The organism is uncultured Roseibium sp. (assembly GCF_947499295.1).
In the GTDB taxonomy this organism is placed as follows: domain Bacteria; phylum Pseudomonadota; class Alphaproteobacteria; order Rhizobiales; family Stappiaceae; genus Roseibium.
The window spans coordinates 138,722-163,865 of record NZ_CANMNP010000006.1; the positions used below are offsets into that span (position 1 = coordinate 138,722).

At 55.6% G+C, this 25,144-nt stretch carries 24 protein-coding genes; 15 read left to right on the forward strand and 9 right to left on the reverse strand.

All coding sequences use genetic code 11. The features are described 5' to 3' along the window. Nucleotides 1–167 precede the first annotated feature (167 nt). Nucleotides 168–1,535: a PLP-dependent aminotransferase family protein gene (locus tag Q0835_RS11935; RefSeq protein WP_298961612.1), complete on the reverse strand. Its 1,368-nt coding sequence runs from the start codon at nt 1,533–1,535 to the stop codon at nt 168–170. A 280-nt stretch (nt 1,536–1,815) separates the two neighbouring features. Here Q0835_RS11935 and Q0835_RS11940 point away from each other — a divergent pair, with 280 nt between their 5' ends. From Q0835_RS11940 to Q0835_RS11980, 9 genes are all read left to right on the forward strand, one after another. Further along, nucleotides 1,816–2,298 carry an MSMEG_0572/Sll0783 family nitrogen starvation response protein gene (locus Q0835_RS11940; RefSeq protein WP_298813035.1) on the forward strand — a complete coding sequence of 161 codons (483 nt, stop codon included), beginning with the start codon at nt 1,816–1,818 and terminating at the stop codon, nt 2,296–2,298. Between the two features lie 72 nt (nt 2,299–2,370). Then, complete coding sequence (locus Q0835_RS11945) at nt 2,371–3,393, forward strand: Nit6803 family nitrilase (RefSeq protein WP_298961380.1); 1,023 nt, start codon at nt 2,371–2,373, stop codon at nt 3,391–3,393. Further along, nucleotides 3,383–4,483: an MSMEG_0568 family radical SAM protein gene (locus Q0835_RS11950; RefSeq protein WP_298813031.1), complete on the forward strand. Its 1,101-nt coding sequence runs from the start codon at nt 3,383–3,385 to the stop codon at nt 4,481–4,483. Before Q0835_RS11945 ends, Q0835_RS11950 begins: the two co-directional genes overlap by 11 nt. Nucleotide 4,484: 1 nt before the next feature. Next, nucleotides 4,485–5,027 carry an MSMEG_0567/Sll0786 family nitrogen starvation N-acetyltransferase gene (locus Q0835_RS11955; RefSeq protein ID WP_298961383.1) on the forward strand — a complete coding sequence of 181 codons (543 nt, stop codon included), beginning with the start codon at nt 4,485–4,487 and terminating at the stop codon, nt 5,025–5,027. Next, a complete protein-coding gene (locus Q0835_RS11960; protein ID WP_298961387.1) occupies nt 5,024–6,016 on the forward strand; it encodes a sll0787 family AIR synthase-like protein in 993 nt (330 codons plus the stop codon). The genes Q0835_RS11955 and Q0835_RS11960 overlap by 4 nt, the downstream gene beginning before the upstream one ends. Next, on the forward strand, nt 6,009–6,320 hold the full coding sequence (locus Q0835_RS11965) for an MSMEG_0570 family nitrogen starvation response protein (protein ID WP_298813024.1): 312 nt from the start codon (nt 6,009–6,011) through the stop codon (nt 6,318–6,320). Before Q0835_RS11960 ends, Q0835_RS11965 begins: the two co-directional genes overlap by 8 nt. Beyond that, nucleotides 6,317–7,588, forward strand: coding sequence for an MSMEG_0569 family flavin-dependent oxidoreductase (locus Q0835_RS11970; protein WP_298961390.1), 1,272 nt, complete (start codon nt 6,317–6,319; stop codon nt 7,586–7,588). Before Q0835_RS11965 ends, Q0835_RS11970 begins: the two co-directional genes overlap by 4 nt. Nucleotides 7,589–7,596: 8 nt before the next feature. Further along, the gene (locus Q0835_RS11975; RefSeq protein ID WP_298961393.1) at nt 7,597–8,469 is read left to right on the forward strand and encodes a Pnap_2097 family protein; all 873 of its coding nucleotides are present in this window, start codon (nt 7,597–7,599) and stop codon (nt 8,467–8,469) included. Between the two features lie 387 nt (nt 8,470–8,856). Next, the gene (locus Q0835_RS11980; RefSeq protein ID WP_298961395.1) at nt 8,857–9,687 is read left to right on the forward strand and encodes a nitroreductase family protein; all 831 of its coding nucleotides are present in this window, start codon (nt 8,857–8,859) and stop codon (nt 9,685–9,687) included. A gap of 58 nt (nt 9,688–9,745) precedes the next feature. Here the strand turns inward: Q0835_RS11980 and Q0835_RS11985 are convergent, their stop codons facing one another. Together Q0835_RS11985 and Q0835_RS11990 are read right to left on the reverse strand one after the other, a co-directional pair. After that, a complete protein-coding gene (locus Q0835_RS11985) occupies nt 9,746–12,079 on the reverse strand; it encodes a PIG-L family deacetylase (RefSeq protein WP_298961399.1) in 2,334 nt (777 codons plus the stop codon). A gap of 16 nt (nt 12,080–12,095) precedes the next feature. Continuing rightward, a complete protein-coding gene (locus Q0835_RS11990; RefSeq protein WP_298813011.1) occupies nt 12,096–13,256 on the reverse strand; it encodes an ROK family transcriptional regulator in 1,161 nt (386 codons plus the stop codon). Nucleotides 13,257–13,391: 135 nt separating this feature from the next. Between Q0835_RS11990 and Q0835_RS11995 the strand changes: the two genes are divergently transcribed. The 6 genes from Q0835_RS11995 (at nt 13,392) to Q0835_RS12020 (ending at nt 19,926) form a co-directional block, all read left to right on the forward strand. Further along, nucleotides 13,392–14,633, forward strand: a complete 1,242-nt coding sequence (locus tag Q0835_RS11995) for an extracellular solute-binding protein (protein WP_298961614.1) — start codon at nt 13,392–13,394, stop codon at nt 14,631–14,633. A 66-nt stretch (nt 14,634–14,699) separates the two neighbouring features. Then, nucleotides 14,700–15,599, forward strand: coding sequence for a sugar ABC transporter permease (locus tag Q0835_RS12000; RefSeq protein ID WP_298813009.1), 900 nt, complete (start codon nt 14,700–14,702; stop codon nt 15,597–15,599). Between the two features lie 80 nt (nt 15,600–15,679). Then, on the forward strand, nt 15,680–16,483 hold the full coding sequence (locus Q0835_RS12005) for a carbohydrate ABC transporter permease (protein WP_152504174.1): 804 nt from the start codon (nt 15,680–15,682) through the stop codon (nt 16,481–16,483). Continuing rightward, the gene (argH, locus tag Q0835_RS12010) at nt 16,480–17,976 is read left to right on the forward strand and encodes an argininosuccinate lyase (RefSeq protein WP_298961402.1); all 1,497 of its coding nucleotides are present in this window, start codon (nt 16,480–16,482) and stop codon (nt 17,974–17,976) included. Before Q0835_RS12005 ends, argH begins: the two co-directional genes overlap by 4 nt. Before the next feature lie 4 nt (nt 17,977–17,980). Then, on the forward strand, nt 17,981–19,036 hold the full coding sequence (ugpC, locus tag Q0835_RS12015; RefSeq protein ID WP_298961404.1) for a sn-glycerol-3-phosphate ABC transporter ATP-binding protein UgpC: 1,056 nt from the start codon (nt 17,981–17,983) through the stop codon (nt 19,034–19,036). Continuing rightward, a complete protein-coding gene (locus Q0835_RS12020; RefSeq protein ID WP_298961616.1) occupies nt 19,036–19,926 on the forward strand; it encodes a PfkB family carbohydrate kinase in 891 nt (296 codons plus the stop codon). The genes ugpC and Q0835_RS12020 overlap by 1 nt, the downstream gene beginning before the upstream one ends. Before the next feature lie 29 nt (nt 19,927–19,955). Here the strand turns inward: Q0835_RS12020 and rfbA are convergent, their stop codons facing one another. The 6 genes from rfbA to Q0835_RS12050 are packed head-to-tail and all read right to left on the reverse strand — an operon-like array spanning nt 19,956 to nt 25,136. Beyond that, nucleotides 19,956–20,864, reverse strand: a complete 909-nt coding sequence (gene rfbA, locus Q0835_RS12025) for a glucose-1-phosphate thymidylyltransferase RfbA (RefSeq protein WP_298813002.1) — start codon at nt 20,862–20,864, stop codon at nt 19,956–19,958. After that, on the reverse strand, nt 20,861–21,772 hold the full coding sequence (gene rfbD / locus Q0835_RS12030; RefSeq protein WP_298961407.1) for a dTDP-4-dehydrorhamnose reductase: 912 nt from the start codon (nt 21,770–21,772) through the stop codon (nt 20,861–20,863). The genes rfbA and rfbD overlap by 4 nt, the downstream gene beginning before the upstream one ends. Beyond that, entirely contained in the window at nt 21,769–22,830 is a 1,062-nt protein-coding gene (gene rfbB / locus Q0835_RS12035) for a dTDP-glucose 4,6-dehydratase (protein ID WP_298961410.1), read from the reverse strand. Before rfbB ends, rfbD begins: the two co-directional genes overlap by 4 nt. Beyond that, complete coding sequence (gene rfbC, locus Q0835_RS12040; RefSeq protein WP_298961413.1) at nt 22,818–23,408, reverse strand: dTDP-4-dehydrorhamnose 3,5-epimerase; 591 nt, start codon at nt 23,406–23,408, stop codon at nt 22,818–22,820. The genes rfbB and rfbC overlap by 13 nt, the downstream gene beginning before the upstream one ends. Next, the gene (locus Q0835_RS12045) at nt 23,405–24,688 is read right to left on the reverse strand and encodes a glycosyltransferase (RefSeq protein WP_298961416.1); all 1,284 of its coding nucleotides are present in this window, start codon (nt 24,686–24,688) and stop codon (nt 23,405–23,407) included. Before Q0835_RS12045 ends, rfbC begins: the two co-directional genes overlap by 4 nt. Nucleotides 24,689–24,701: 13 nt before the next feature. After that, nucleotides 24,702–25,136 carry a MarR family transcriptional regulator gene (locus Q0835_RS12050; RefSeq protein ID WP_247649361.1) on the reverse strand — a complete coding sequence of 145 codons (435 nt, stop codon included), beginning with the start codon at nt 25,134–25,136 and terminating at the stop codon, nt 24,702–24,704. Nucleotides 25,137–25,144: the final 8 nt, after the last annotated feature.

Sequence of the window (25,144 nt, forward strand, 5' to 3'; positions counted from 1 at the left end):
TCTCCATCTGGTTTGGCGGGTGTAAAAGTCAGGCGCAGGCCTGGTGCGCGTCTGTGTTCCCGCAGCACGGCGTTCCATAACATAGACAAGTTAATTCTACCTATCAATAGGTAGTCATGAAAAATAGTCTTGTCATCCTCCAGGCAGGCCACTCCTGTTGTGGCTTGTCAGCTGTACAGGTTGTGCTCCAGCGTATGGGCAAGGAGTTGCAATGCCGTCTTGAGTTCATCGCGGGTGATCCGCCCGCCCAGACAGACCCTGATATGTTCGCTTGGATTTCCTCCAACGGTAAACGGATCGCTCGGGACGAGACCGATGCCCTTGCCTGACATCTGGCCGACAACAGCTGCTCTGGAGAGGTTGGGTGGTAACTTGAGCCAGATGTTGAAGCTGACCGGATCCGCTGCAAAGCTGAAACCGGTTAAGATTTCTGCGGCCAATGCCTGGCGGGCTTTTGTTTCCGTTCGGATGAAGCGACGAATGTGATCCGCCGTTCCGTCCTGGATCCACCTTGTCGCGAGTGCCATTGTCACCGGTGAGGCCATGACTGTCATGGATTGAATAGCGGATGTGAAGCTCAAAGCTGCCTTGGTGTCGGGTGCAACGACGTAAGCAAGACGAAGGCCGGCGCCAATACACTTGGCCAGACCGCCAATGTGCCACGTGAGTTCGGGAACTGCCGCCGCAAATGGGCTGGGTGCATGTTCTGGAATGAACCCGTATGCGTCGTCTTCAATCAGAGGCAGATTGTGGCGCTTGAGGACGGCAGCAATTTCAAGTCGCCGTTCTTGCGGGATCGTCAGGGTGGTCGGGTTTTGAAGTGTCGGGTTCAGATAAAGCGCTTTCGGAGTGTGGATCCGAATGGCTTCTTCCAGGGCGTCGGGTTTAATGCCGCATGCGTCGCTCTCAATGCCCGCAAGCTTCAGGCCGAGCGAGCGAGCAATGGTCCTGATGCCCGGATAGGTAACCGATTCACTCAGAACGGTCTCGCCGGGTTCTGCGAGCATGTTGAGAATTGTCATCATGGCCGGGTGTGCGCCTGGGGTTATGAACACTCGTTCCAGCGAAGGCACCATTCCCCGCATGCTAAGCCATGAAGATGCTGCTTCCTTGTCGACTTCGGTTCCGGTTCCATTTTGATATCGCAGCAGGGAAATCAGGTTGCCGGAAACCACCGAAAGACCGGCCTGCATGCGTTCAATGAGATCCGGATTGTCCGTCTCCGGCGGCAGGTTCATGTTCAAGTCCACCTGCTCCGCGCGGCGAGGCTCGCTTTCGACAGCTGGTCCTTTGATCGTTTTTATGAATGTGCCGCGTCCGACATGGCTTTCTACAAGGCCTCTTTCGCGTGCTTCGACATAGCCGCGCGACACGGTCGTAAAATCCACTCCAAGAATGTCTGCGAGCTTTCGCTGGGGCGGTAGCCGGTCCCCCGGCATGAGGATTCCCTTTTGAAGGTCTGCTGCAATCAAGTCTGCGATTTCGATGTATCGCGGTTTGCCGCTTTCAGGCAGGGCGGGTTTCCAGTTCTTCATTCCGAATCCGGGCATGTCCATTTGTTGCGTCCTGTGTAGCAGAATTGATTCTGATTGTATGTATGCAGCTGATTGTATGGAGTGTGTTGCAGCAAAAATTGGAATTTTTGCCTCAGTTTTAAGCACCTTTCGGCCTAGGTTTTATGCATTTGGTTTTGATTTTCGCACTTGTTGGATTTTCGTATTTTTCGCTTTTGATAGCGAAAATGATGTGCATACAATAGTGCGGTAAGTCAATAATTGTATGGCAATTGTATGGCCATAATAATAGGAGCATGAAATGCCAGAGGTAACGGCACCGGCACACGCGGACGGCGATTTCTTCGTCAATTACGAAGAGAAGGTTTTCGAAGATGTTCAGGCGGAAGAGGGCGAAAAAGCTCTTGTCACATTCCACACCGTTGCATTTGAAGGTTCGATCGGGCTGGTCAATCTTCTCCAGGCCACACGGCTTCAGCGGAAGGGCTTTGAAACCTCCATTCTGCTTTATGGACCGGGTGTCTCACTTGGCGTCCAGCGAGGGTTCCCGAAACTTGGCGATGAAGCCTTCCCGGGACATCTGGCAATGAACAACCAGATCAAGAAATTCATGACGGAAGGCGGCAAGGTCTATGCATGCCGGTTTGCCCTGCAGGCGTTGATGGGGCACGGCGAGCCCTCACTCATTCCTGGCATCACCCCAATTGCACCCCAGGATGTTCTGGACATCGTGCTGCTGCATCGCCGGGACGGTGCTTTCATTCTGGACACCTGGACCCTCTAGGTCTCCGTGTGCCCGGCCGACCAATGCGGCCGGGCAAAACTTTTCCTGCCCACCCAAAGTCAGTAGCCAGCAATGACAACAACATCCGACACAATTCGAGTTGCCGCTGTCCAGATAGCCCCTGATCTGACGTCGAAAGCACGCACGATGGACAAGGTCTTGTCTGCGATGCGTGAAGCGGCTGGTAAAGGCGCAAGGCTCGTGGTCTTCCCGGAAACCTTTGTTCCCTGGTACCCGTACTTTTCTTTCGTTTTGCCGCCGATGTTGGCCGGGCAGGAGCATCTTCGTCTCTACGAAGAGGCCGTGACGGTACCGAGCGTTGAAACAGCTGCTTTGGCAGCGTTAGCCAGAGAACTCGACATTGTGGCTGTGATCGGGATTAACGAGCGCGACCACGGCTCGCTCTACAACACGCAACTGATTTTTGATGCCGATGGCACACTGTGCCTCAAGAGGCGCAAGATTACCCCGACCTATCATGAGAGAATGATTTGGGGGCAGGGCGACGGTGCAGGCCTTAAAGTTGTGGAGACCGCGGTTGGGCGTGTCGGTGCGCTTGCTTGCTGGGAGCACTACAATCCGCTTGCCCGATATGCCCTGATGACGCAGCACGAAGAAATTCATGTTGCCCAGTTCCCAGGGTCGCTTGTTGGTCCGATCTTTTCAGAACAGATCGAAGTTTCCATGAGACACCATGCGCTGGAAAGCGGCTGTTTCGTTGTCAACGCCACCGGATGGCTGACCGAGGAACAAATCAATTCCATCAGCGAAGATCCGAAGCTGCAGCGCGGTCTGCGGGACGGTTGCATGACGTGCATCATTTCGCCCGAAGGCCGGCATGTCGTGCCGCCTTTGACGGAAGGCGAGGGAATACTGACAGCTGATCTGGATATGCGACTGATCACAAAGCGTAAGCGCATGATGGACAGCGTCGGGCATTACGCCCGCCCGGAACTGTTGCATCTCGTGCATGACACGAGGCCTGCGGAGACGGTGATGCCCGTTGCTGCGCCACCCGCTGCGAACACTTTGCCTGATGCCGATATCCCGTCACAAATCCAATCTGTCATCGAGGAGCCTTTCAATGCCGGCTGAAGTTCTCATCAATGAACTGCAAACCCGTGGAATTCGCCTCGTTGACCCGAAAGCCGGGCATGAGGCGCGGCGGGGAGGTGCAGGGCCGACCGACCACAAGGCACTGACCGTGGACGGTGTCACAGTCATGGTGCCGGTACATACGGCGCCAGCTTTCGAGAGCCCGTTCCTGGCCGATGCACCTGGTCCCGACGGCCGAAGCAATGTTCTCAAGGAGGGCAGCAAGGTCGGCACAATCAGTTTTCCGGGTCGGCCGAAATTCTATGATCTGGAGACGCCGGACGGTGTCCCCTACCATCAAATTGCGACCTTGCATGGGCGGGATGTTCTCGCGACAACGGTGCTTCAGACTTGCATCCGCTATCAGAGCAGAACCAAGACCTGTCAGTTTTGTGCAATAGGCCAGTCGCTCGCCGCCGGACGCACAATAGCCCACAAAACACCAGAGCAGCTTGCCGAGGTTGCCAAGGCCGCGGTTGAGCTGGACGGCATCAAACACATGGTGCTGACCACAGGTACGCCGAAGGGGCCAGACCGCGGTGCAGCCGTCATGGTCGAAAGCGTGAAGGCAATAAAGGCTGCCGTCGACATTCCGGTTCAGGCGCAATGCGAGCCGCCGGAAGATGATATCTGGCATTCTCGCATGAAAGAGGCCGGTGTCGATGCGCTCGGAATGCATCTTGAAGCGGTGACACCCGATGTCCGCGAACGAATCATGCCCGGAAAAGCGCAGGTTGGCCTTGAAAAGTATTTCGATTCCTTTCGCGCAGCTGTGCCAGTGTTCGGTCGCGGTCAGGTCTCAACCTATATTCTTGCAGGGCTCGGCGACACCGCCGACGCCATCTTGAAAACCAGCCAAGCGCTCATCGAAATCGGCGTCTATCCGTTCGTCGTGCCTTTTGTGCCTGTTTCGGGTACGCCCTTGGAAAGTCATCCTGCACCCACCGCTGAGTTTATGGACTCCATATTGCGGCCCTTGTCGAAAATGGTTGTCGATGGCGGATTGCGAGCTGAGGACATCAAGGCCGGGTGTGGACGGTGTGGCGCATGCTCAGCGCTTTCTGTCTATGAAAAGCTTCAGGTGCGGTGACATGTTCGAATTTGGCCGAAAGCCGTTTCTCTCCCCACAGTTTGCCATCAAGGCGGCTTCCGCGCCTTGGGAATTCGCCGGGGCGACAGCACTGCGCATAAAGGTTTTCTGCGAAGAGCAGCAGATCTTTCAAGGGCACGATCGCGACGACGTGGACCACCGGGCCCTGCCGCTTGTCGCTGTGTCGACACTGGCGGGTGAGGCCGATGAAGTTGTCGGGACCGTCAGGATCCACGAGGAAGAGCCTCGTATCTGGTGGGGATCGCGTCTGGCTGTAGCTGAGTCTCATCGCCGTGTCGGCCGGCTTGGAGCTAAACTCATCAGGCTTGCAGTTTCCTCTGCCAATGCCTTCGGCTGTGACCGGTTTTACGCACATGTTCAGGAACAGAACGTCCGACTATTCGAGCGCCTGCATTGGTCGTGTCTTGAACCCATCGATATTCACGGCAAACGCCACATGAAAATGGAGGCGAACCTGGACGCGTATCCTCCGTTCGAAACACCCGCGCATGGCTGGACCATGCCCCTGAGGGGGCGGCAATGACTGCACAGACTTGGCCGGACACATTGTCAGGGATTGTGAAACTGCTGCGGAACGATCCGGGATTGATGGGCAAACGCGACATCGATGCATCTTGCAACATACTTGGCCTCAGCCAGACGGCGCCTGGCCGCCCTGGCGATGACACTGCCATTCTACCAGATGGCGACGACTATCTGCTGTTCGCCATTGAAGGCTTCATCAACGCTTTTGTCGAGGCAGATCCCTGGTTTGCCGGGTGGTGCAGCATCATGGTCAACATGTCCGACATTCTTGCAATGGGTGGGCGGCCTATTGCCGTGACGGATGCGATCTGGACGGCTGATACATCAAAGGCTGAACTGATATTGGAAGGAATGCGAGCAGCATCGCAAACATATGACATTCCGATAGTCGGCGGTCATACCAATTTCAGAGCGGGACAAAGCCAGCTCGCTGTTTCGATACTGGGCCGTGCAAAGAAGTTGATCACCAGCTTTGACGCAGCTCCCGGTGACAGGCTGATTGCGGCGATTGACCACCGGGGCGGATACAGGGCGCCTTTCAACAACTGGCAAGCGATTCTCGATGCACCGGCTGAACGGCTGCGCCAAGATACCGAGGTTTTGCCACTTATCGCCGAAGACGGTTTGTGTTCAGCCGGAAAAGACATTTCACAAGGAGGCCTTGTCGGCACTGCGCTCATGCTTGCGGAGTGTTCAGGGGTTGCGATCAAGTTTTCGCTCGAGTGCATTCAACCGCCCCCGGGTGTCCCGCTTGCGCGCTGGTTGGTCACGTTTCCCTCCTTCGGTTTTCTTCTAAGTGCACCGGCATGCACATCGAGTGCGGTTGTTGCCAGATTTCAAGAAAGAGGCATCTGGGCAGCCGACATTGGCGAAGTGTTTCAAGGAGCATCCGTCTCATTGTCCTATGAAGGAGAGGAAGACATTCTCTGGGACCATCGGCAGAGCCCCTATCTCGGACTGAGGCCAAAGGAATTGGTCCATGCCTGATCTCACATTCCGGATCCGATGGCCCAATGGTGACGAGGAGGCTTGTTATTCGCCATCCTCGATAGTGCGCAACTTCTACCGGGAGGGCGAGACATATGAGCTCAATGAGTTCGTTTTGCTCAGCGAAAGAGCGTTCGAAGCGGCTAGTGAACGGGTTCGTGCCGTGCATGGGTATCCGTGTTCTCGTGCAGCGTCCCAGTTGGCAACTCTGAAGTCCAGATCCAACACCTTTGAAACCCATCCCGATGCAACCGTTACCTTTCTTCGGTTTGATGCCGGACTTGCAAGCAGGACATCGTCATGACCAGCAATACCTTCGTTTCCATCCCTGTTGTCATTGTGGGAGGTGGGCAGGCAGGCTTGTCCGCCAGCTACTGCCTCGGCAAGAAGAATATCGAGCATGTCGTATTGGAGCGGTATCGTTTTGCTCATCAATGGCGGGAGAACCGCTGGGACAGTTTCTGTCTGGTGACGCCGAACTGGCAGTGCAAGCTGCCGGACTTCCCTTATGCCGGCGACGATCCGCACGGATTCATGTTGAAAGATGAAATTGTCGCGTATCTGGAGGCTTTCGTTCGCAGTTTCGACCCTCCGCTCAAGGAAGGTGTCACGGTTACTGAAATCAGCAGACGTGACGATGGACGGTTTGTCGTTTGCACCAATGAGCAAAACTATCTTGCTGAACAGGTGGTGATTGCATCGGGAGGTTATGATGTTCCAATCATTCCTTCCTTTGCTGAAGAGATCGACCCGTCCATTTTTCAGATCCAGGCCGGAGATTACAAATCACCTGCTCAGCTTCCGGATGGGAGTGTTCTCGTCGTCGGAGCCGGTCAGTCGGGTGTTCAGATCATGGAAGACCTGAAACTTGCTGGTCGGAAAGTGCATCTCGCAGTTGGTCCTGCGCCAAGGGCACCGCGCATGTACAGGGGGCGGGATGCCACCGACTGGCTTTACGATATGGGCCACTATGACCTGACTATCCGTGATCATCCTCAAGGTGAGGCAGTTCATGAGAAGACCAATCACTACCTGACGGGGCGTGATGGAGGGCATGAGATCGACTTGCGGAAATTCGCACTCGACGGCGTCACTCTCTATGGAAGCATGGCCGGAGCATCCAGCTCCGGGGCTACGTTTGCGCAGGATTTGGAAAGAAACCTTGACGATGCCGATGAAAGTTATGTCGGTATTCGAAAGGCGATCGACGATTACATCGCCACAAACGGTATCGATGCGCCGGATGAAAAACCTTTTGAAAAAGTATGGCGACCTGGGCAGGAGCCGACACAGCTCGATTTTGACAAGGAGAACATCACGTCTCTTGTCTGGGCTATCGGTTTTCGACCGGACTATTCCTGGCTGAAAGTTGATGTCTTGAACACACGCGGGCGCCCGATCTACGACCGTGGAGTATGCGCTGTAAAGGGACTTTATTTTCTGGGACTGGGTTGGTTGAACACCTGGGGGTCAGGTCGCTTTCTGGGCGTCGGTGACGATGCGCAGTATCTCAGTGAACAGATTGAGATCCTGCACGAAACCAACAGAGCCACGCTCAGCAAAGTATCCTGACTGAAAACATGAAAAGCTCAGCAGAAATTGCCGCGACTGCCCAGGTGCGGTCTCAGGGGGGCTGGCAAAGCATTCAGACGCTCGGGATGCCAGAGCTTGGGTATGCCGGCCTGTCTGAAAACTGGATGCTCAAGACACTCGGGCATCGTCATTGGCGTCTGATTGCCAATGCCGCCGGTCAACAACATGCCAGCTTCAAGGACCGGAGCGGCAACGATGTTTATGCCGCGTTCTGTGCTTTGTCGGTAGATTGCCCGGGTCTTTTTCTGGCTGATCTCGATGATAGTCTGGAGACAGTGTCTACACTCTACCGGGTCTCGCGTGCGCGATTGGCTTCATTGCATGTCCTGAAGCTCAAGGGCGAACCAATCGCTTCGGTCTGCCTGGTGTCAACATTTGTCTCCCGAATGGTGGTTGGTGAAAACGCGAGCGTTGCCAGAGTGGATTTTGCCGGGCTTCCCGCTCTGCCGGCATTGCCCGCTGACCTGGAGTTTCCGCACCTTGCTGCCAGGCTGGCGCGCTCTGGCGCGGATAGACATCTTGGCTTGCGAATGTCGCAGGCAGAAGACAATGATCCCGACTTGATCTATGAAACCAGCCCATCCCTGGACTTCAATCGTGCCGGGCTCGTGTACTTTCCGTCGTTTGTGGCTGCCGCGGAACGAGCGGCGTCAAATCGCTTCGGCAAAATGGCGCATCAATATGTTTTGCGCCGGCGAGATGTTTTGTTCTTTGGAAACCTCGATCTCAATGAACCTGTTGCGGTTCGAATTGCAGACTGGGTTGATACGGGGCAGAAGGTCAAAACATCGCTGTTGCTAACCGGTGTGAACGAACGCCGGGTCTGCGAGGTCTTTTGTGAGTATGGAAAAATAAACTGAGAGCAGCCCCGTTTGTCGGCTTTCGGCCGCTAATTCGAAACGGCTTCCCCAGTTGCCGCTGGTTCAGTGTCCGCCACTGGTTAGGCACCATGGCGTAGACTTATTCAGCGCTGCGGCTGGAACAAACACGATCACGCAGTTGGCAATGGCCTTGGAAAGCCAACTTCCAAAAGGACCAATCCTATTTTGCTTCACGCACTCGAAATGTGCCGAGGTCCTGACGGCTGCATCAAAGGTTTCCAATGGCAGGGCCTTGCAGTTTACGACGGATATCCGGTCTAGTGTCAGGAACTTGCGAACCTGCTGCCAATTCCGGTGTCTGGTTGGAGGGGCGCAAGTAGCTTATGGGATTGTCTGTCAGGCCGGCATTTCAAGGGTGGCACCTCAATGAATTCACTTTCTGACCAACTTCAACTCAGGTACGGCGAAGAGCTTGATCTGAATGGTCTTGGTGCTGAAGCAAAGTCGCTTGAAAGTATGTTGAAGCGTGGTTCTTGTCGTTTTTTTCAGGATCGGCAAGTGGAGCCTGCGCTTTTCAGGCTGTTGTGCGCAGCGGCCCTGGCGTCGCCCACCAAAAGCGATCTTCAGCAGCGTGACATCATCATTGTCCGCGACGAGGCGATCAAGGAACGTCTCTTGCAATTGGCAGGTACGGCTGAGTGGCTCGGCAAGGTTCCGAACATTGCCGTCTTCTGCGGAAACAACAGGCGACAGCGACAGGTGCATGCGCTGCACGGACGCCCTTTTGCAAACGATCATCTGGATGCGTTTTTCAATGCCGCCGTCGATGCAGGCATTGCGCTCGCGGCTTTTGTCACTGCCGCCGAAGCCGTTGGCCTTGGGTGTTGTCCAATCAGCGCCATTCGAAACGAAGCCGACAAGGTCAGCGAACTTCTGGCATTGCCGGATCACGTTTTTCCGGTTGCCGGGCTGGCATTCGGCTATCCCGTCAGGGCGACCCCGACCATCAGTCTGCGCCTGCCTCTTTCCGTAACCATCCACGAGGACTGCTATAGCGAAGACGAGCCGGCACAAGTCATCGCCGGTTATGACACCAGGAGGGAAGTGCAACAGCCCTATGACCGTCAGCGTGCGACGGAAATCTTTGGAACAGCAATAACCTATGGGTGGTCGGAGGACAAAAGCCGTCAGTATTCCCTGCCTGAACGCGACGCTTTTGGAGCGTTCATCCGGGCGAAAGGCTTCAATCTCTCCTGACCCAAACCTGGGCACCTGCGAATAAGCGCAGCGATTCCAGGGATCTCAGGACGGATTTTCATTGCCTCGGTGTAACAAGGTTCACCATCAGGCGGAATGCGCCGGGAACAAGTTTTTCCATTTGATGATGCAGGATCAGCGCGCAATGGACATGCCGCCCGCGGCCAATGTCTGCGGCCAGAAGCGAGCCTTTGTGTGGTGCTTCGCCAGGATCCGACATTTGCAGCAAGGGCACATATTGCGGATCCCATGATTTTGCAAAGTAAAGCCCGCGCTCCTTGTGCCAGCCGGACCAGTCATCCGCCCCAATGACGTTGGGCTGGTTGAGAAGCGGATGCGTTGGGTCGAGGACGGTGACCTCAGCGGTTTCGTCAGTTACGCGCCAGCGCAGCGACGGTTGACCGATTTCAAGATGCGCCGGAGGCGTTGAGGCTGGCTGCCAGTTGTCCCATGGGCGATGGTAGAGCGTTAGCAGTGTGCCTCCGTTTGAAACCCAGCGGTGAAGGGCAGGCAGCGCCTCAAACACGTCGGAGCGCGACTTCATTGCGAAAATTCCGATGACAATGGTGTCAAACCGGGAAAGCGCCGCATCGGTTTCAAGATCGTTGCGGGAGATTTGGCTTACGTTCAAGCCAAGCTGTTGGAGCCAATAGTCGACCCGGTCATTGCCACCGCCGGCATATCCAATTCGGGCAGATGTTGTGCCTGCGTCAACGACCCGTATCGAGACCTTTGCGGGCCGGCACAAGGATCTGGGCGGAAGATCATCCCGTGTGATGGTCTGAATGCTCACGGCGGGTATATCGTCAAGGAGCAGAGGCAGATGATAAAGCCCCCCGGAGAGATTGCCCGGCGCTGCAACATCAAACCCGGTTTCGGTGCTGCTGACAGTCCAGCCCTCCAGAGCATCCAGCGTTTTTGAGGCGTCTAGCGACGAAACGTTGCCGAGCCTGATGGGCTTTTTTTTGACCGCGGCGGAAAGGTTCAAGACAACTGAGGACGGTGTCAGGTCGGCACTTCGTTCAGGCAGGACTTGTGGCGGTATGTCGAACGGAATGAGGGTCCTGCTTTTGACGCCGTGAGTTGTCAGCTCGAGTTTCAGGCATGGCGCTTCCGGTTGATCGGGAAGATATCGGGAAGGGTAAGGATCGCTGATTGGGGCATTGACGGTTCGGATCGAAGTCAGGTCACCTTCCCAGTGATCTGGGAGGTGGAGCAACAGATCAAGTTGTTCGGCTTCGCCTTGATCGATTTCGGTCGAGACTGATGCCTGGTCGGTAGGCTTAAGGGTATCTTTTTCAAGCCAGCCATAGCAATCAACCTGGGCTGCCACCCGAATAAGCGTTGAGAGCTGGCTTTCCTTTCGAGCAACCCTGTGGCTATGCACCGGCGAGATATCTGGAGCGGCTGCTCGCAATTGAGAGAGGGCAGCGCTTGCGTGTTTCAAAATGGCTGAAGCGTCGGGGAAGGCGCTTAATGCTGCTTCGATTTCCAACTGGGCTTTGGTCAGTTCAGGCGTGCTGCCAAGGTCTTTCAGAGTTGATGGCAGGCCAGCCTCCAGGGACGCTTTACCATCTGGCAAATTGCAGACTTTAAGGTGGAGCGGCCAATTGTGTTCGCGGCCTTTGGGAATCCATCGCCCCATGCCCTGGCTCTTGTGAAATGCCCGGCTTTGTTCACCGAGCTGAAAGAAGGTCGCGCCGGTGACGGGGTCGCGGCCATGGCCCGAGACTTCGATCGTAGCCGGTGGCGGTGGCAGGTCGTCATCATAAGACTGTCCCGCGCCCGACCATGCAGGCAAATACATTTTGGAAACCTGCCACACCGGGTAACTGCTTTCGGTATAGGCAGGGTCGGCGGCCAGTTCCATTGCTTCCTCCGCCGCCTGGGTCATGGCCCGATGGTGGCCGTGCTGTCCCGGCACATCAAGAAAGGTCGGGCAAATGATGTCAGGCCGTTCCTCACGCAGAATGTCGACGAAACGTTTCAAGGTGCGCTTGTGGTCCCAGGTCTGCAAGGTGTCGGTTCCCGACTTGGAAAACCCGAAATCGAAAATTGTGTCATCAGGTGTTTCCGACAGCCAATAGAGGCGCATGTTGAGAATGTCGGCAGCCTGCTCCATCTCCGCTGTACGCAGAACCCCGAGTGCGGCACCTGCCTCGCGCCCCATGATATTCTGTCCGCCTTCACCGCGTGTCGAACAGGCGTAGGAAAGATCTATGCCGTGGTTGAGGCTGAAACTTGCCAGCATCTCGGACGTCTCGTCGTCCGGATGAGCACCGGTATTCATGAAAGACACGACCGAGCGCAACGGGATCAGAGCGCGCCAGAGCTGAACCAGAAATGGGTCGTCCTTCTGCCGGGATATCCGGTGCAGATCAGTCAATGGCATGGATGTGTCCTCAGGTTCAAGAAACGGTAATTGGAGTGAAGGCGCTGTGCAGGACCAGTGATGCCGCACCGAGCGTAGCGGTCAGGCGCCCACACGTGCCGCGTTGCAGCCTTGGCAGCAAATTGTCGTTGCGATTGGCAATCGACGCGGACGGAAGCGGGCAGTTTGAAATCAGGTGGTCGATGAGTTCAGGCGGCATGGCGCCACCCAGAATGATAGTCTGCGGGTCGAGCAGGTTTTCAAGCGTCAGAACTGCGTGTCCCAAAGCGTTTGCTGCTCTTTCAAGCCAGTCTGCCAATCGCTGATCTTGGGTGCTGAAGAGCTCTGAAATCCCGTCGAGATCTATCGGTCCCTTGCTGCCGATATATGTCTGAATGGAATCCCGGCTGAGCAAGCTTTCCAAGGGAGCAGGACCATTTGGCCCGGGGAAGGGAATATGGCCGACTTCTCCGGCATTTCCGAATGCCCCCGAAACAAGCCTGCCATCCTGGACAATGCCGAGGCCAAGTCCGCGGCCGAAATAAAGAAACGCATAGCAGCCGATGCCTTGTGCAACACCGGTCAGGCTTTCGGAAAGCGCGGCGGCATTCGCGTCGTTGGAGAGTTCGACAACGCCTCCGAGCGTCTCCTTGAAAAGGCTCTGTGCGTCGGTGTTTTCCCAGCCCTTGAGGTCGGAGCTGCGCCCAGAAAGACCCGTGTCACCAAACGGTCCAGGCATGACGATGCCACTTCCAAGGATGGCATCCAGTGAAATGGGCGATGATGCGATCATGGTGTCGCGCAGCCGAAGCACATGATCGCATACGGCTGCGGGCGAATTGTCTTCAAGCGCCGTGCGCTGCGTGCTGATCTGTGCCCCGGAAAGATCGACAAGAGCGGTGAAGATGGCATCGGGCCTGATTTCAACACCGAAAGCATAGGCGCCTTTGGGGTTCAGACCGTACAAGACGGCAGGCAGGCCACGACCCGAAACTCTTGTTCCCTTTTCTTCGATAAGGCCATCTGCCAGCAATTCAGCGATTATGTTGGACGCGGCCTGTGTCGTCAGTCCGAGCGAACGGCCGATTTCGGCGCGGCCCATCGTGCCCGCGGCCTGAATGCTGCCAAGGACCGCCTGCCGGTTACGGTTCCGGCTACGCAACGGGTTGGACCCTCTGATTTGCGTCTCGACTTTCATGTTCGATCTAATAACTCAAGAAAATTGACAATTCAATTTATTTGACTTAATCAATTTTCATGTAGGCGGCAAAGACCGTCCCTCCAGACCAAGCGTGCACGCATCCAGACGGGAGCATCAGCAATGTCAAAATACATGAAGCGCATGGCGCTGAGTGGGTTAACCGCTCTGGCCACCTTGTTCGGCAGTTCTGCAATGGCTGTCGAGATCGAATATTGGCAGTATTTCTTCGACGCACGAGTTGATGCGATGGAGCAGCTGATCGAAAAATTCGAGGCCGCCAATCCCGACATCACAGTGAAGATGACCCATTTTCCGTATGCGGATTATCGCACCAAGGTTGCGGCGGCCATTCCGGCCGGCGAGGGACCGGACGTTGTGCAGCTTTTCTATGGCTGGCTAAACGACTACATCGAGGCGGATCTCATCCAGCCGTTGCCGAAAGACCAGTTTGACCCGGCAGCCATCGATGCAGAATTTTTTCCGATGGTTCAGGCGATGAAGCGGGATGGCGCGTATTACGCTCTGCCGACCGCCGTGCGTTCTCTGGCACTTTTTTATAACACCCGGCTTTTTGATGAAGCGGGAATTGAAAACCCGCCCGAGACCCTTGAAGAACTTGTCGAAACCGCCAAGAAACTGACGAAGGTCGATGGTGCCGGCAATATCACACAGGTTGGCATTACCACCGGTATGACCGCGCAGGATCACCATTGGTGGCGCGAGGTCCTGGTGCGCCAGTTCGGTGGTGAGCCATACAAGGAAGACTACAAGACCGTAAACTACACGGATGATGCCGGGTTGGCCGCATTGAACTTCTATGTCGACCTGGAGAAAGAGCACAAAGTCACTCAGTCCGGTTTCATGGACGAGCCGCAGGCGGCCTTCAAGGGCAACCGCGCCGGCATGCACATCGACGGTTCTTTCAGGATCGGATCTCTGAACAAGGTTCGCGGCCTCAAATGGGGCGTTGCGGAACTTCCAGCCGGGCCCGATGGCGCGAGGTCGAATTATTCGTCTTACTGGGTGAACGGCATCACCTCCAAGGCGGAAGGCGAGAAATACGACGCGGCCGTGAAGTTCCTGAAATACCTGACTTCCGACGAGGCAATGCAACTCTGGTTGGATGTTGTAGGTGAACTGCCGGCGAAGCCGTCGGTCGGTATGGTCGAGGCAAACGCGAATGATCCGACCTTCGGGCCGTTCATTCGTGGTCTGGCCTACGCCAATACCACCAAATTTGCCAATGAATCAGCACAACGCCAGGCAATGGTGGACATGGTTGCAAGGATCGATATTGAAGGTCAGGACCCGGCAGAGAGCCTGGCTGCAGCTGCTGCTGAAGAGCAGAAAGTCCTCGACGACTACTACAAGTAAGACCGTCTAAGCGAACGGACTGCCGCCTCGCGGCAGTCCTTTTTTCCAACGATCGCACGGTGCGGCATGTCTGCCTACAAGAACCTCTCCATCAGGCAAAAGCAGATTGTATGGGCATGGCTGTTTCTGGCGATCCCTGTCCTGTTTTATGTGGTGATCCGTTTTTATCCGACGGGCACCGCTTTCGTGATTTCCTTTCAGGAGTGGAATCTCCTTGGCACGCGCACCTGGACGGGGCTGGAAAACTACGAGAAGCTCTGGAACGATCCGGTTTTCTGGAAGGTTTTCCGTAACACCTTTGCCTATCTTTTGCTCGGTACACCGGTCTCGCTGGTGATCAGCTTCGTGATCGCATATCACCTCGACAAGACACGTTTTCTGCACGGCTTCCTGCGGATGCTATATTTCCTGCCGTTCATGACATCAGCGGTTGCCATGGCGTGGGTGTGGAGGTGGTTCTATCAGCCTGTTCCGATCGGCCTTTTCAACAATTTGCTGGCTTCGATCGGCATCCCGCAAATCGAATTCCTGAATTCGACAACCAATGCCTTGCCGTCCATTCTGGCGCCTGCAATCTGGGCGGGCCTCGGATTTCAGGTCATTATTTTCATGGCGGGGCTGCGCGCAATTCCAGGAAGCTACTATGAGGCAGCCAAGATCGACGGTGTCGGCTGGTGGACGGTGCTCACCCGCATCACGTTGCCGCTCCTGAAACCCACGATCGTATTCATCGTCGTCTTCTCTTCAATCGGTTTCCTTCGGATTTTCGACCATGTCTTCAACATGACGACAAACAATCCGGGCGGGCCGCTCAATTCCACGAAACCGTTGGTTCTGATGATCTACGAAACGGCATTCAGCAGTTTTAACATGGGCTATGCCGCAGCACAGACCGTCGTCCTCTTTCTTATCCTGCTGGTGGTCAGCCTTCTTCAGCTTTGGATCCTGAAGGGGGACAACACGTGAGCCTTGCGACAAACCCTGGCCAGCTGCCACGTGCTTCGGTCAATGCGGTCTTTGCGACCCAGACCAAGAAACCTGCCAATATGGGTCAGATCTTGCGCTGGATGGTTCTGTTTCTCGGCGGCATTTTGATGATCGCACCGATCGTCTACATGATCTCGACGTCGCTGAAGTGGCCCCATGAAGTCTACAACGTCAATCTGATCCCGGAAGAGCCAACGATCGAGAACTACACTTATGTTCTTGAAGACGGACGCTTTTATCTCTGGTTCGTGAATTCCATCATCATTGCACTGATTACAACGGTTTCGAATCTCTTCTTCGACAGCCTTGTCGGGTATACCTTGTGTAAATTCCGCTTTCCCGGCCGCTACATCGTCTTCATCGCCATCTTGTCGACGCTGATGATCCCGACGGAGATGCTGGTCATTCCCTGGTATACGATGAGCCAGGCTTTTGGCTGGCTCGACAGCTATTGGGGCATCATGTTCCCGGGCCTGATGACGGCTTTCGGCACGTTCTTGATGAAGCAGTTTTTTGAGAGCGTTCCGAATGATTTTCTCGAGGCCGCCCGCATCGACGGTCTGAATGAATTCCAGATCTGGTGGAAAATTGCCATGCCATTGGTCAAGCCGGCCTTGGCGGCTCTGGCGATTTTTGTCTTCCTGGGCAATTGGACTGCTTTTCTCTGGCCGTTGATCGTCACAAATTCCGTCGAGATGTACACGGTCCCGGTCGGTCTTTCAGGCTTTGGAGATGAAGTTGACGTTGCCTGGGAACTGATCATGACCGGGGCGGCGATTTCCACGATCCCGACACTTATCGTCTTTCTGATATTCCAGCGCTTCATTATTCGAGGTGTCGTTATGGCGGGGCTCAAGGGATGACCGGACCAGTCAAGGATACTTCTCAATTTCCTGATCCTGTCTACAAGGAAACCGTGCTTTCAGACCTCTTTGAGGGTGTGAAGGCAAACTATGCCGGGCACATGGCTGCCATCAACAAGGCCCATCTGGTGATGCTGTCGGAGACAGGCATTTTGCAGCCGGCGCAGGTGAAACCGCTCGCCTTTGCATTGTCCGAGATCGACGATGATGTCGATGTGGCGTCGCTGGTCTACACCGGCGAACATGAAGATTATTTCTTTTACGTTGAAGCGTTGCTGCGCCGGAAGCTCGGTGACCTTGGGGGCATGCTCCATACCGCAAGATCACGCAACGACATGGACCATACCTTGTTCAAGCTGGCGTTGAGAACGCGCATGGACAAGTTATGGGGGGAAGCTGAGAACCTCGCCCGAACATTCATCAACAAGGCCGAGCGGGAAGCCGAAACCCTGATTGTTGCCTATACCCATGGCCAACCCGCTCAACCATCCACTTTCGGTCACTATCTGTGTGCGGCGCTGGAAGTTCTCCTTAGGGATATGGAGCGTCTCGCACTTGCCATGGATACGATCGATCATTGCCCGATGGGCGCTGCCGCGATCACAACGACTGGCTTTCCGATAGACCGGCAGCGAACAGCCGCTCTACTTGGTTTCGAAGCTCCTGTGATGAACTCTTATGGTTGCATCGCGTCCGTTGACTACGTGACCGGTCTCTATTCGGCCCTGAAACTCGTTTATGTCCATCTCGGCCGTCTGATCCAGGATCTGGCATTCTGGTCTTCTTTCGAGGTCGGCCAGCTTTATGTGCCCAACAGCTTTGTGCAGATCAGCTCGATCATGCCGCAGAAACGCAATCCGGTTCCAATCGAGCATATGCGCCACTTGTCGGCCGTCACGGCAGGGCGATGCGACGTTATGGTCGACACAATGCGAAACACACCCTTCACTGACATGAATGATAGCGAAGGCGAGGTGCAGCAAGCCGGATACGCGACTTTTGAGAGCGGGAGCCGGGTCCTGAGATTGCTGGCTGCGTTCGTTTCTGCGGCCCGGATCAATGAAGATCGGGTGCGCAAAAACGCAGATGCCGCCTGTGTCACCATTACCGAATTGGCTGACACGCTTGTGCGTGACGAGGGATTGAGCTTCCGGCAAGCCCATGAGATCGCGGCCGCAACGTCCAGGGGCGTACTTGCAGAAGAAACTGCGCTGAGAGACGGGTTCAACCATTTCAAAGCTGCTTTTGCCCAGGAAACCGGTCGTGATCCGAACCTGAGTTCCGATGGCTACAAAACCGCAGTATCTCCCGAGAGATTCGTTTCCTGCCGTGATCGGCTGGGCGGGCCTGCACCGCAGGCATTGCGTCATGCCCTTGTGAGTTATCGCGACCAGCTGTCCGCGCTTGCAAGCCGGCAGAGCGCGCGCAGACAGCGCTACGATGCAGCTGCAACCGCTCTTGACCAAACCTTTTCATCGCTTCTGGAGACTTGAACCCATGGCGAACCTGTCATTGCACAAGCTGACCAAGTCCTATGGGAAGGTTGAAGTCCTGCACGGCATCGACCTGGATATCAAGGATGGCGAGTTTGTTGTTTTCGTCGGCCCGTCCGGCTGCGGCAAATCCACCAGTCTGCGCATGATCGCCGGTCTTGAAGACATAACCGCCGGCGAAATTCGGATCGGAGACCGCGTGGTCAATAATCTGGAGCCGAAGGACCGCGACATTGCGATGGTCTTCCAGAACTACGCCATCTATCCGCATATGACTGTTCGCAAGAACATTGCTTTTGGCCTCTGGACGTCGAGCCTGAGCAAGGCAGAAAAGGCAAAGCGGATTGAGGATGTTGCCCGCATACTGGACATGACCGACTTGTTGGAGCGAAAGCCCTCGCAGCTTTCGGGTGGTCAGCGTCAGCGTGTTGCAATCGGTCGTGCCATGGTCCGCCAGCCGGCCGTGTTTTTGTTCGACGAACCGCTGTCCAATCTCGATGCGCAATTGCGGACCCAGATGCGGCTGGAAATCAAGAAGCTTCATCAGCAGGTCGGCAATACAATTATTTTTGTGACGCACGATCAGGTGGAAGCCATGACGCTTGCGGACCGAATTGTGATTATGAAAGACGGCCATATTCAGCAGGTCGGAACGCCGGAAGAGGTCTTCTATTCGCCCGCAAATACTTTTGTGGCCCAATTTATCGGCGCGCCATCCATGAACATGATCAATATCACCGGCGGCGGCGAGGAGATAAGGCTGAAGAGCGGTGGCAGCATCAATCCAGGCAAGACAACCCAGGACGGGCGTGAGATGCTTTTGGGTGTTCGGCCGGATGACCTGACCATTGAGACAGATAACCCGATTGTCACCGGTAAGGTGGTCGTTCGCGAACCACTCGGTTCTGAGACCCTGATTTATGTGAACGGACCTGACGGCGAGATCGTCGCGAAAGTGCCGGGCAAGAGCGGCGTCTTGGTGGGTGATGATGTCAAGCTCGGAGCAGCGCCGGAAACGCTGCATTTTTTCGACACTGAAACCGGAGCCGCGTTGTTGTGATGCTGCACTCGGACACATCAGCCCAGGTCTTGTGCATCGGGCGGATCTATTGCGATCTGGTATTTGCCGGCATTCCCAGAATGCCGAGCCTTGGGTCCGAAGTCTTCGCTGAAGGTGTTTCACTGCATGCAGGTGGCGGTGCATTCAATACGGCTGCCGCCTTTGCCGCGCTCGGCTGGCAAACTGCGCTAAGCGGCGTGTTACCGGCAGCCCCTTTTGAGACAGTGATCCTGCAGGAAGGACGGGAAAGAGGGCTGGACCTTTCTACGTGCACACCGGCCGCCCCCAATGCTTCGCCACAAATTACTGTTGCGATACCTCTTCAAGGGGACAGATCCTTTTTGAGCCAGAAATCCGGTGCCGCCTTTCCGGCTTTGAACTCGTCTGCTCCTGGCTTCAGGTCAATCAGACACTTGCATATCGGCGAGCTGAAAAGCCTCTGTGAGAACCCTGATGTGCTTGGAGTCGCCCGTCAGGCTGGCTGGAGTATTTCGCTTGATTGTGGTTGGGACGACGCATTGTTGGCACGGGGCGCAGAGGTGTCCAGCCTCGTTCAGGCCGTTGATGTTTTCCTGCCGAACCAGCGCGAATTCGCAACATTGGAAGCTTCAGGTCTTCAGACCGGCGGCGGGCCGCTTGTTGTTGTCAAGGAAGGTGCGTCCGGTGCAACGGCAATTCGCGCCGAAGGGTCTGTCCATGCTGCAGCAAACAGAGTTGAGGTGATTGATGCCACTGGCGCAGGTGATGCCTTTAATGGCGGCTTCCTGTCTGCCTGGCTAGCCCGGGAAGATGTGGCTTCCTGTCTGGCAATCGGCAATCGGTGCGGTGCTCAAGCGGTCCAGTCTCCCGGTGGCGCGGCCTGGTCCGTCGGCAACGAGCTGGCGTCCTGACCAGACTGCGAGGTATCTCAGCCGGCTGATCAGGACGCGAGCGCATTTTCAAATTCGTGCAAGGTTCTGGAAGGTTCATTTGCCAGCCACTTCAGATAAGTGCCATAGGCCGAACCGGAGACCTTGTCGGCCAGATGTTGCAGTTCTTCCTTACAAATCCAGCCTTGGTGGTAGGCAACTTCCTCCGGGCAGGCGATTTTCAGTCGCTGGCGCGATTCAAGTGTCTGTATGAACGAGGCAGCATCCAACAGGGACTGAGGAGTGCCTGCGTCAAGCCAGGCAAAACCTCTCCCCAGCCTTTCGACGTTCAGTCGGCCGCGGTTCAGATAGGCTTTGTTGATGTCTGTGATCTCAAGTTCGCCTCTGGCAGAAGGTTTCAGGGATTTTGCGACGTCAACGACATCTGCGTCATAAAAATAAAGTCCGGTAACTGCCCAATCGGTTCGCGGTTGGGTGGGTTTTTCGATGATTGAGACGGCTCGATAGTCGGTGTCGAACTCAACCACGCCATAGCGTTCCGGATCGTGGACCTGATAAGCAAATACCGTTGCACCTTGCGACTGCTTTCTTGCTGAAAGCATTTTTTCCGGCAGCCCCTTACCGAAAAAGATGTTGTCTCCGAGGATGAGTGCGGAGCGATCTCCGGCGAGAAAGTCCTCCGCTATCAGGAATGCCTGAGCGATGCCTGAAGGATGGTCCTGAACAGCGTATTGCAGCTTGATCCCCCATTGATGGCCATCTCCGAGCAGGCGCTGAAAGCCGCCGATGTCCTGTGGGGTACAGATCACAAGGATTTCCTTCAGTCCGGCGAGCATCAATGTCGTCAGCGGATAGTAGATCATCGGTTTGTCATAGACCGGCAAGAGCTGTTTGGAGCTGGCCAGGGTGATGGGATAAAGACGGCTGCCTGAACCGCCGGCAAGAACAATACCCTTCATTGCGCAACCTTCCTGGATCGGGGCAATGCCTGCAGCACATCACCGATACTTTGCTCTATAGGGGGGAACTTCAGTCCGAAGGTATTCTGGAATTTGTCCATGCTGAGTACGGTCCGCAATGGTCTTGTGGCAGGAGTTGCGAATTCGGTCGTGGCAGCTGCGCTGACCTGACAGGTTGGGCCGTACAATTCACCGGAGAGGGCGACTACCCTTTTTGCCCACTGAAAGCGGGACAGGGGCTCCGGGGCCGCCAGATGATAGGTGCCGGACAGGTTGGTCCAATCCGTGTTGTCGAGCTGGCGGATAAGATCTGCCAATGACTTTGCCAGGTCCAGTGCCGACGTTGGATTGCCGACCTGATCGGCCACGATACGAAGTGGACGGCCTTCGACAGCCATAGAAAGCAGCCAGGAAACGAAGTTCGATCCGAAAGGCGAATAGAGCCATGCCGTTCGAAGCACGATGTGTTTCGGGTTGAGACGGCTAACGCTGTTCTCGCCTGCCAGCTTCGAAATGCCGTAGGTATTGACCGGGTTTGTGCGATCAGTCTCGTCATACGGTGATCGTTTTTCACCATCGAAAACGTAGTCGGTTGAGATGTGAATGATCGGTATGTCGTGAACTGCGGATATCTGAGCAAGGTTTCCGGCACCGACGCCATTCACGCTGTGTGCGTCATCTGGAAAGCGTTCGGCATCGTCGACGCTGGTATAGGCAGCGAGATTCAGGACGAAGTCCGGCCGCAGCCGGTCAATGATCGCGCTACAGCTTTGAGCCTTGGTGACGTCCAGCGCGTGTCTGTCGAAGAAACAGAACTCAAGGTCGGTTGCAGCCGCAGAGGCAACTTTCAAAGACTTTGAAAGTTGGCCGTTTTTGCCGGCAACCAGAACCCTGGTTCTCACTGTCATGCTGTGGCTCTGCCAGAAGCGGACAGCGCCGGGATTTGATGGGGTAGATAGTTGGCCTCGGGTTTCTGGTTCAGATACCAGCGAATGGTATTCTCGATACCCTCCTTGAAGTCGACTTCCGGCTTCCACCCAGTTGCGACTTCGACCTTTTGCGGGTCAACGGCATAGCGCCGGTCATGCCCAGGCCGGTCAGTGACGAAACGGATCAGATGTTCGTGTGGAGCCCTTTCGGGAACGAGTTTGTCGAATGTCCGGCAAATCAGACGAACCAGGTCGAGATTGCAGACTTCGTTGCGGGCTCCAATCGCATAGGTTTGTCCCGGTCTCCCACTTTTCAGAACCATTTGAAGAGCGCGAGCATGGTCCGAAACGTGAATCCAGTCCCGGGTCTGATGTCCGTCGCCGTAAACCGGAAGCGTCCAACCGTTCCTTGCATGCTTGCAGACCAGCGGGATCAGCTTTTCGGGATATTGTTCAGGGCCGTAATTGTTGGTGCAGTTGGTAATGATCGACGGGATTCGATATGTGCGGCACCAGGCGCGAACCAAGTGATCCGACGCGGCCTTGCTGGCCGCGTATGGTGATGAGGGATTGTAAGGTGTGTCTTCCTTGAAAATACTGTTGCCGCTTAGGTCTGCAAGATCTCCGAACACTTCGTCCGTCGAGACGTGCAGGAACCGGAAAGACTCTGCTTCTGAGCTGTTGAGCGATGCGAGGAATTTTCTGATTGCCTCCAGCAGCACCATCGTACCCTTGATGTTCGTTTCCACGAAGTCGGCTGCATTCTCGATCGATCGGTCGACATGGCTTTCAGCGGCAAGGTTCAAAACGGCAGATGGGTTATAGCGTCGGAGAACTCGATCAACCTTCCCGAAATTACAGATGTCCGCCTGAACGAGGGTGTAGCGTGGGTTCCGGCTGAGCTCGGCAACGGCCTTGGTGTTGGCCGCGTAGGTGAGTTTGTCGAGCACGATGATTTCATCATCGGAATGTTCAAGCAGGTGTCGGCACAAAGCTGTGCCAATAAAGCCGGCTCCTCCGGTGATCAGGATAGGCATTCGGACACCTCGGTCATGTCAGCAAACATAAATACAGGTGGCAGGGCAGTGAACTTGGGAAGGTCTCTGTCCCTGTCAGACAGGAAGGCCGGGTCGTTGCCGAGTTGCCAGTCTATCGCCAGGTCCGGGTCGTCAAACCGTATGCCACGCTCGCATTGCGGGGCGTAGTTCGCATCGACCTTGTAAAGAACTTCTGTATTTGGCGAGAGCGTCGAAAACCCATGGGCAAATCCGGCCGGGACAAACAGCTGATGCATGTTTTGAGCACTCAACACTCTGGTGACATGCGCGCCAAAGGTTGGTGACCCATACCGAATGTCCACCGCGACATCCAAGATTGATCCGCTGGAACAGCGAACGAGTTTAGCCTGTGCATATGGAGGCGCTTGAAAGTGGAGGCCACGGACAGTTCCTTGCCGCCTGGAAAAGGACAAGTTGTCCTGGACAAAATCGGCAGCCACACCAAACGGCTCAAGAGCGGATCTGCTATAGGTCTCCGCAAAATGTCCGCGAGCATCCTGGTGACAGGCAGGCACAATGTGCAACACCTCGGCAATCTCTGTCGGCATCGCTTTCATGCGAGACCCCGCTCGACTGCCGGCTGTCGTGTTTGCTCGCTGATTTTCGCAGGTGTCGACGTGCGGGCACGCGACTTCGACACCTTTTGCAGCATTGATTGCAGTCGTAGGGTGCAGCCTGAGAGTTCAAAGCGTTCAACAGCGGTTCTTCTCGCGGCCCGGCGCATATCGAACCTGCTTTTGGGGTCGATTAGAGCTGAGCAAATCTCCTCGGCAAGTGCATTTGTGTCCCAGAAGTCAACAAGTGTTCCGTTGCGCTTGTGGCGGATCACTTCCTGAACAGGCGCCGTGTTTGACGCAATGACAGGTGCTTCACACGCCATTGCTTCCAGGAACGACCAGGACAGAACAAAGGGATACGTCAGGTAAACATGGGCAGCTGACACCTGGAACAGCTGAATGAGGTTCTGATGTGGAACCCGGCCCAGAAAGTGCGTGCGATCCTGCGGCAAACCTGTTTCTGCGACCAGTCTGTTGCGTAGCTCAGAACCTTTTCCCGATTGGTGGCCGTAGCTGACCCCGTCGCCTCCGGCAATGACAAACTGTGCCTCCGGGATTTGGGCGGCAACCTGGGCCGCTGCTTTGACGAATTGTGGAAAGCCACGATAGGGCTCAAGGCTGCGGGCAGCGAATGTGACGACGGGATCACCGGCAGTCATAAGCTGGCCATTTGGCAGGCGAAAACCTGCAACCGCGTCGGGGCGCGCCCGTAAAGTGTCTATCCCTTCGTGCTGTACGACGATCTTTGATTGGAATTCCTGCGGGAAGCGGCTTTTTTGCCAGGCAGTCGGACTGATGCCGACATCAATTTGCTCCAGCGTTGCCAGCTGAACCGCGTTGCGCAGTCGCACCGTTTGGCGATGCTGGAATGATACCTGTTCAGAGGGTGCAAATCCGAGATCGCCGCCTTGCGGTTGGAAATAGTATTCGCAGTAGCCAATAGCGGGGACGTCCGGCAGGGCATCCTTCACGAACATCATGCCCCCCCAACCAATGTGGCCCATGACGAGGTCGGGCTTCCGGCCATTCAGGCTAAGCCTGTTCAGAATATCTGCAACTCTTCGACCAGCGACGATATAGGGTACGGATCCGCCGCCGGCGTTTTCGCCCGCTCCACCTTGTCTGCCTGAATTTTCACCATAAAGGAAAACGCGCAGACCCGGCACCGGACGATCCATGCTTTCGCAAATGAGCGTTGCGGTCCAACCATCGGAAATCAGGCGCTGGGCCAAGTGAACAAACTGGCCGGGCCCGTGCCGGTGCACAAACACGATATGCATGGATCGCCTCCGGTCAGAACCGGTTCATGTCAAGGCGCGGCGTCGCCCGCTGCAGGTCTGTTGCCCAAAGAACTTCGAGCTTGCGCAGCATCGCGAATGTCTCTTCAAGCGCTTGCAAATCCTTCTCGGATTGAACGACCTGATCCTGATTGACCTCATCTGCGGTCTTTATGTCGGCACAAAGCTGTTTGCCCTTGTCCGTGAGGCGGATGCGGGCCGAGCGCCTGTCGCGAGCCGATGCTGTGCGATCAACATATCCAGACTGAACCAGTTGCTTCAGGCTGTAGGATGCATTCGAGCCGAGATAGTGGCCGCGATCCATCAGATCACGAACAGAAAGATCATCGTCTCCGATAGTAAACAGCAGCATCGCGTGCGCGGGGGAAATGTCGTCTGCACCAATTCGAATGAGATCGATGCGCAAGCGATCGAGATATCGTCGGTACATTCTTTCGA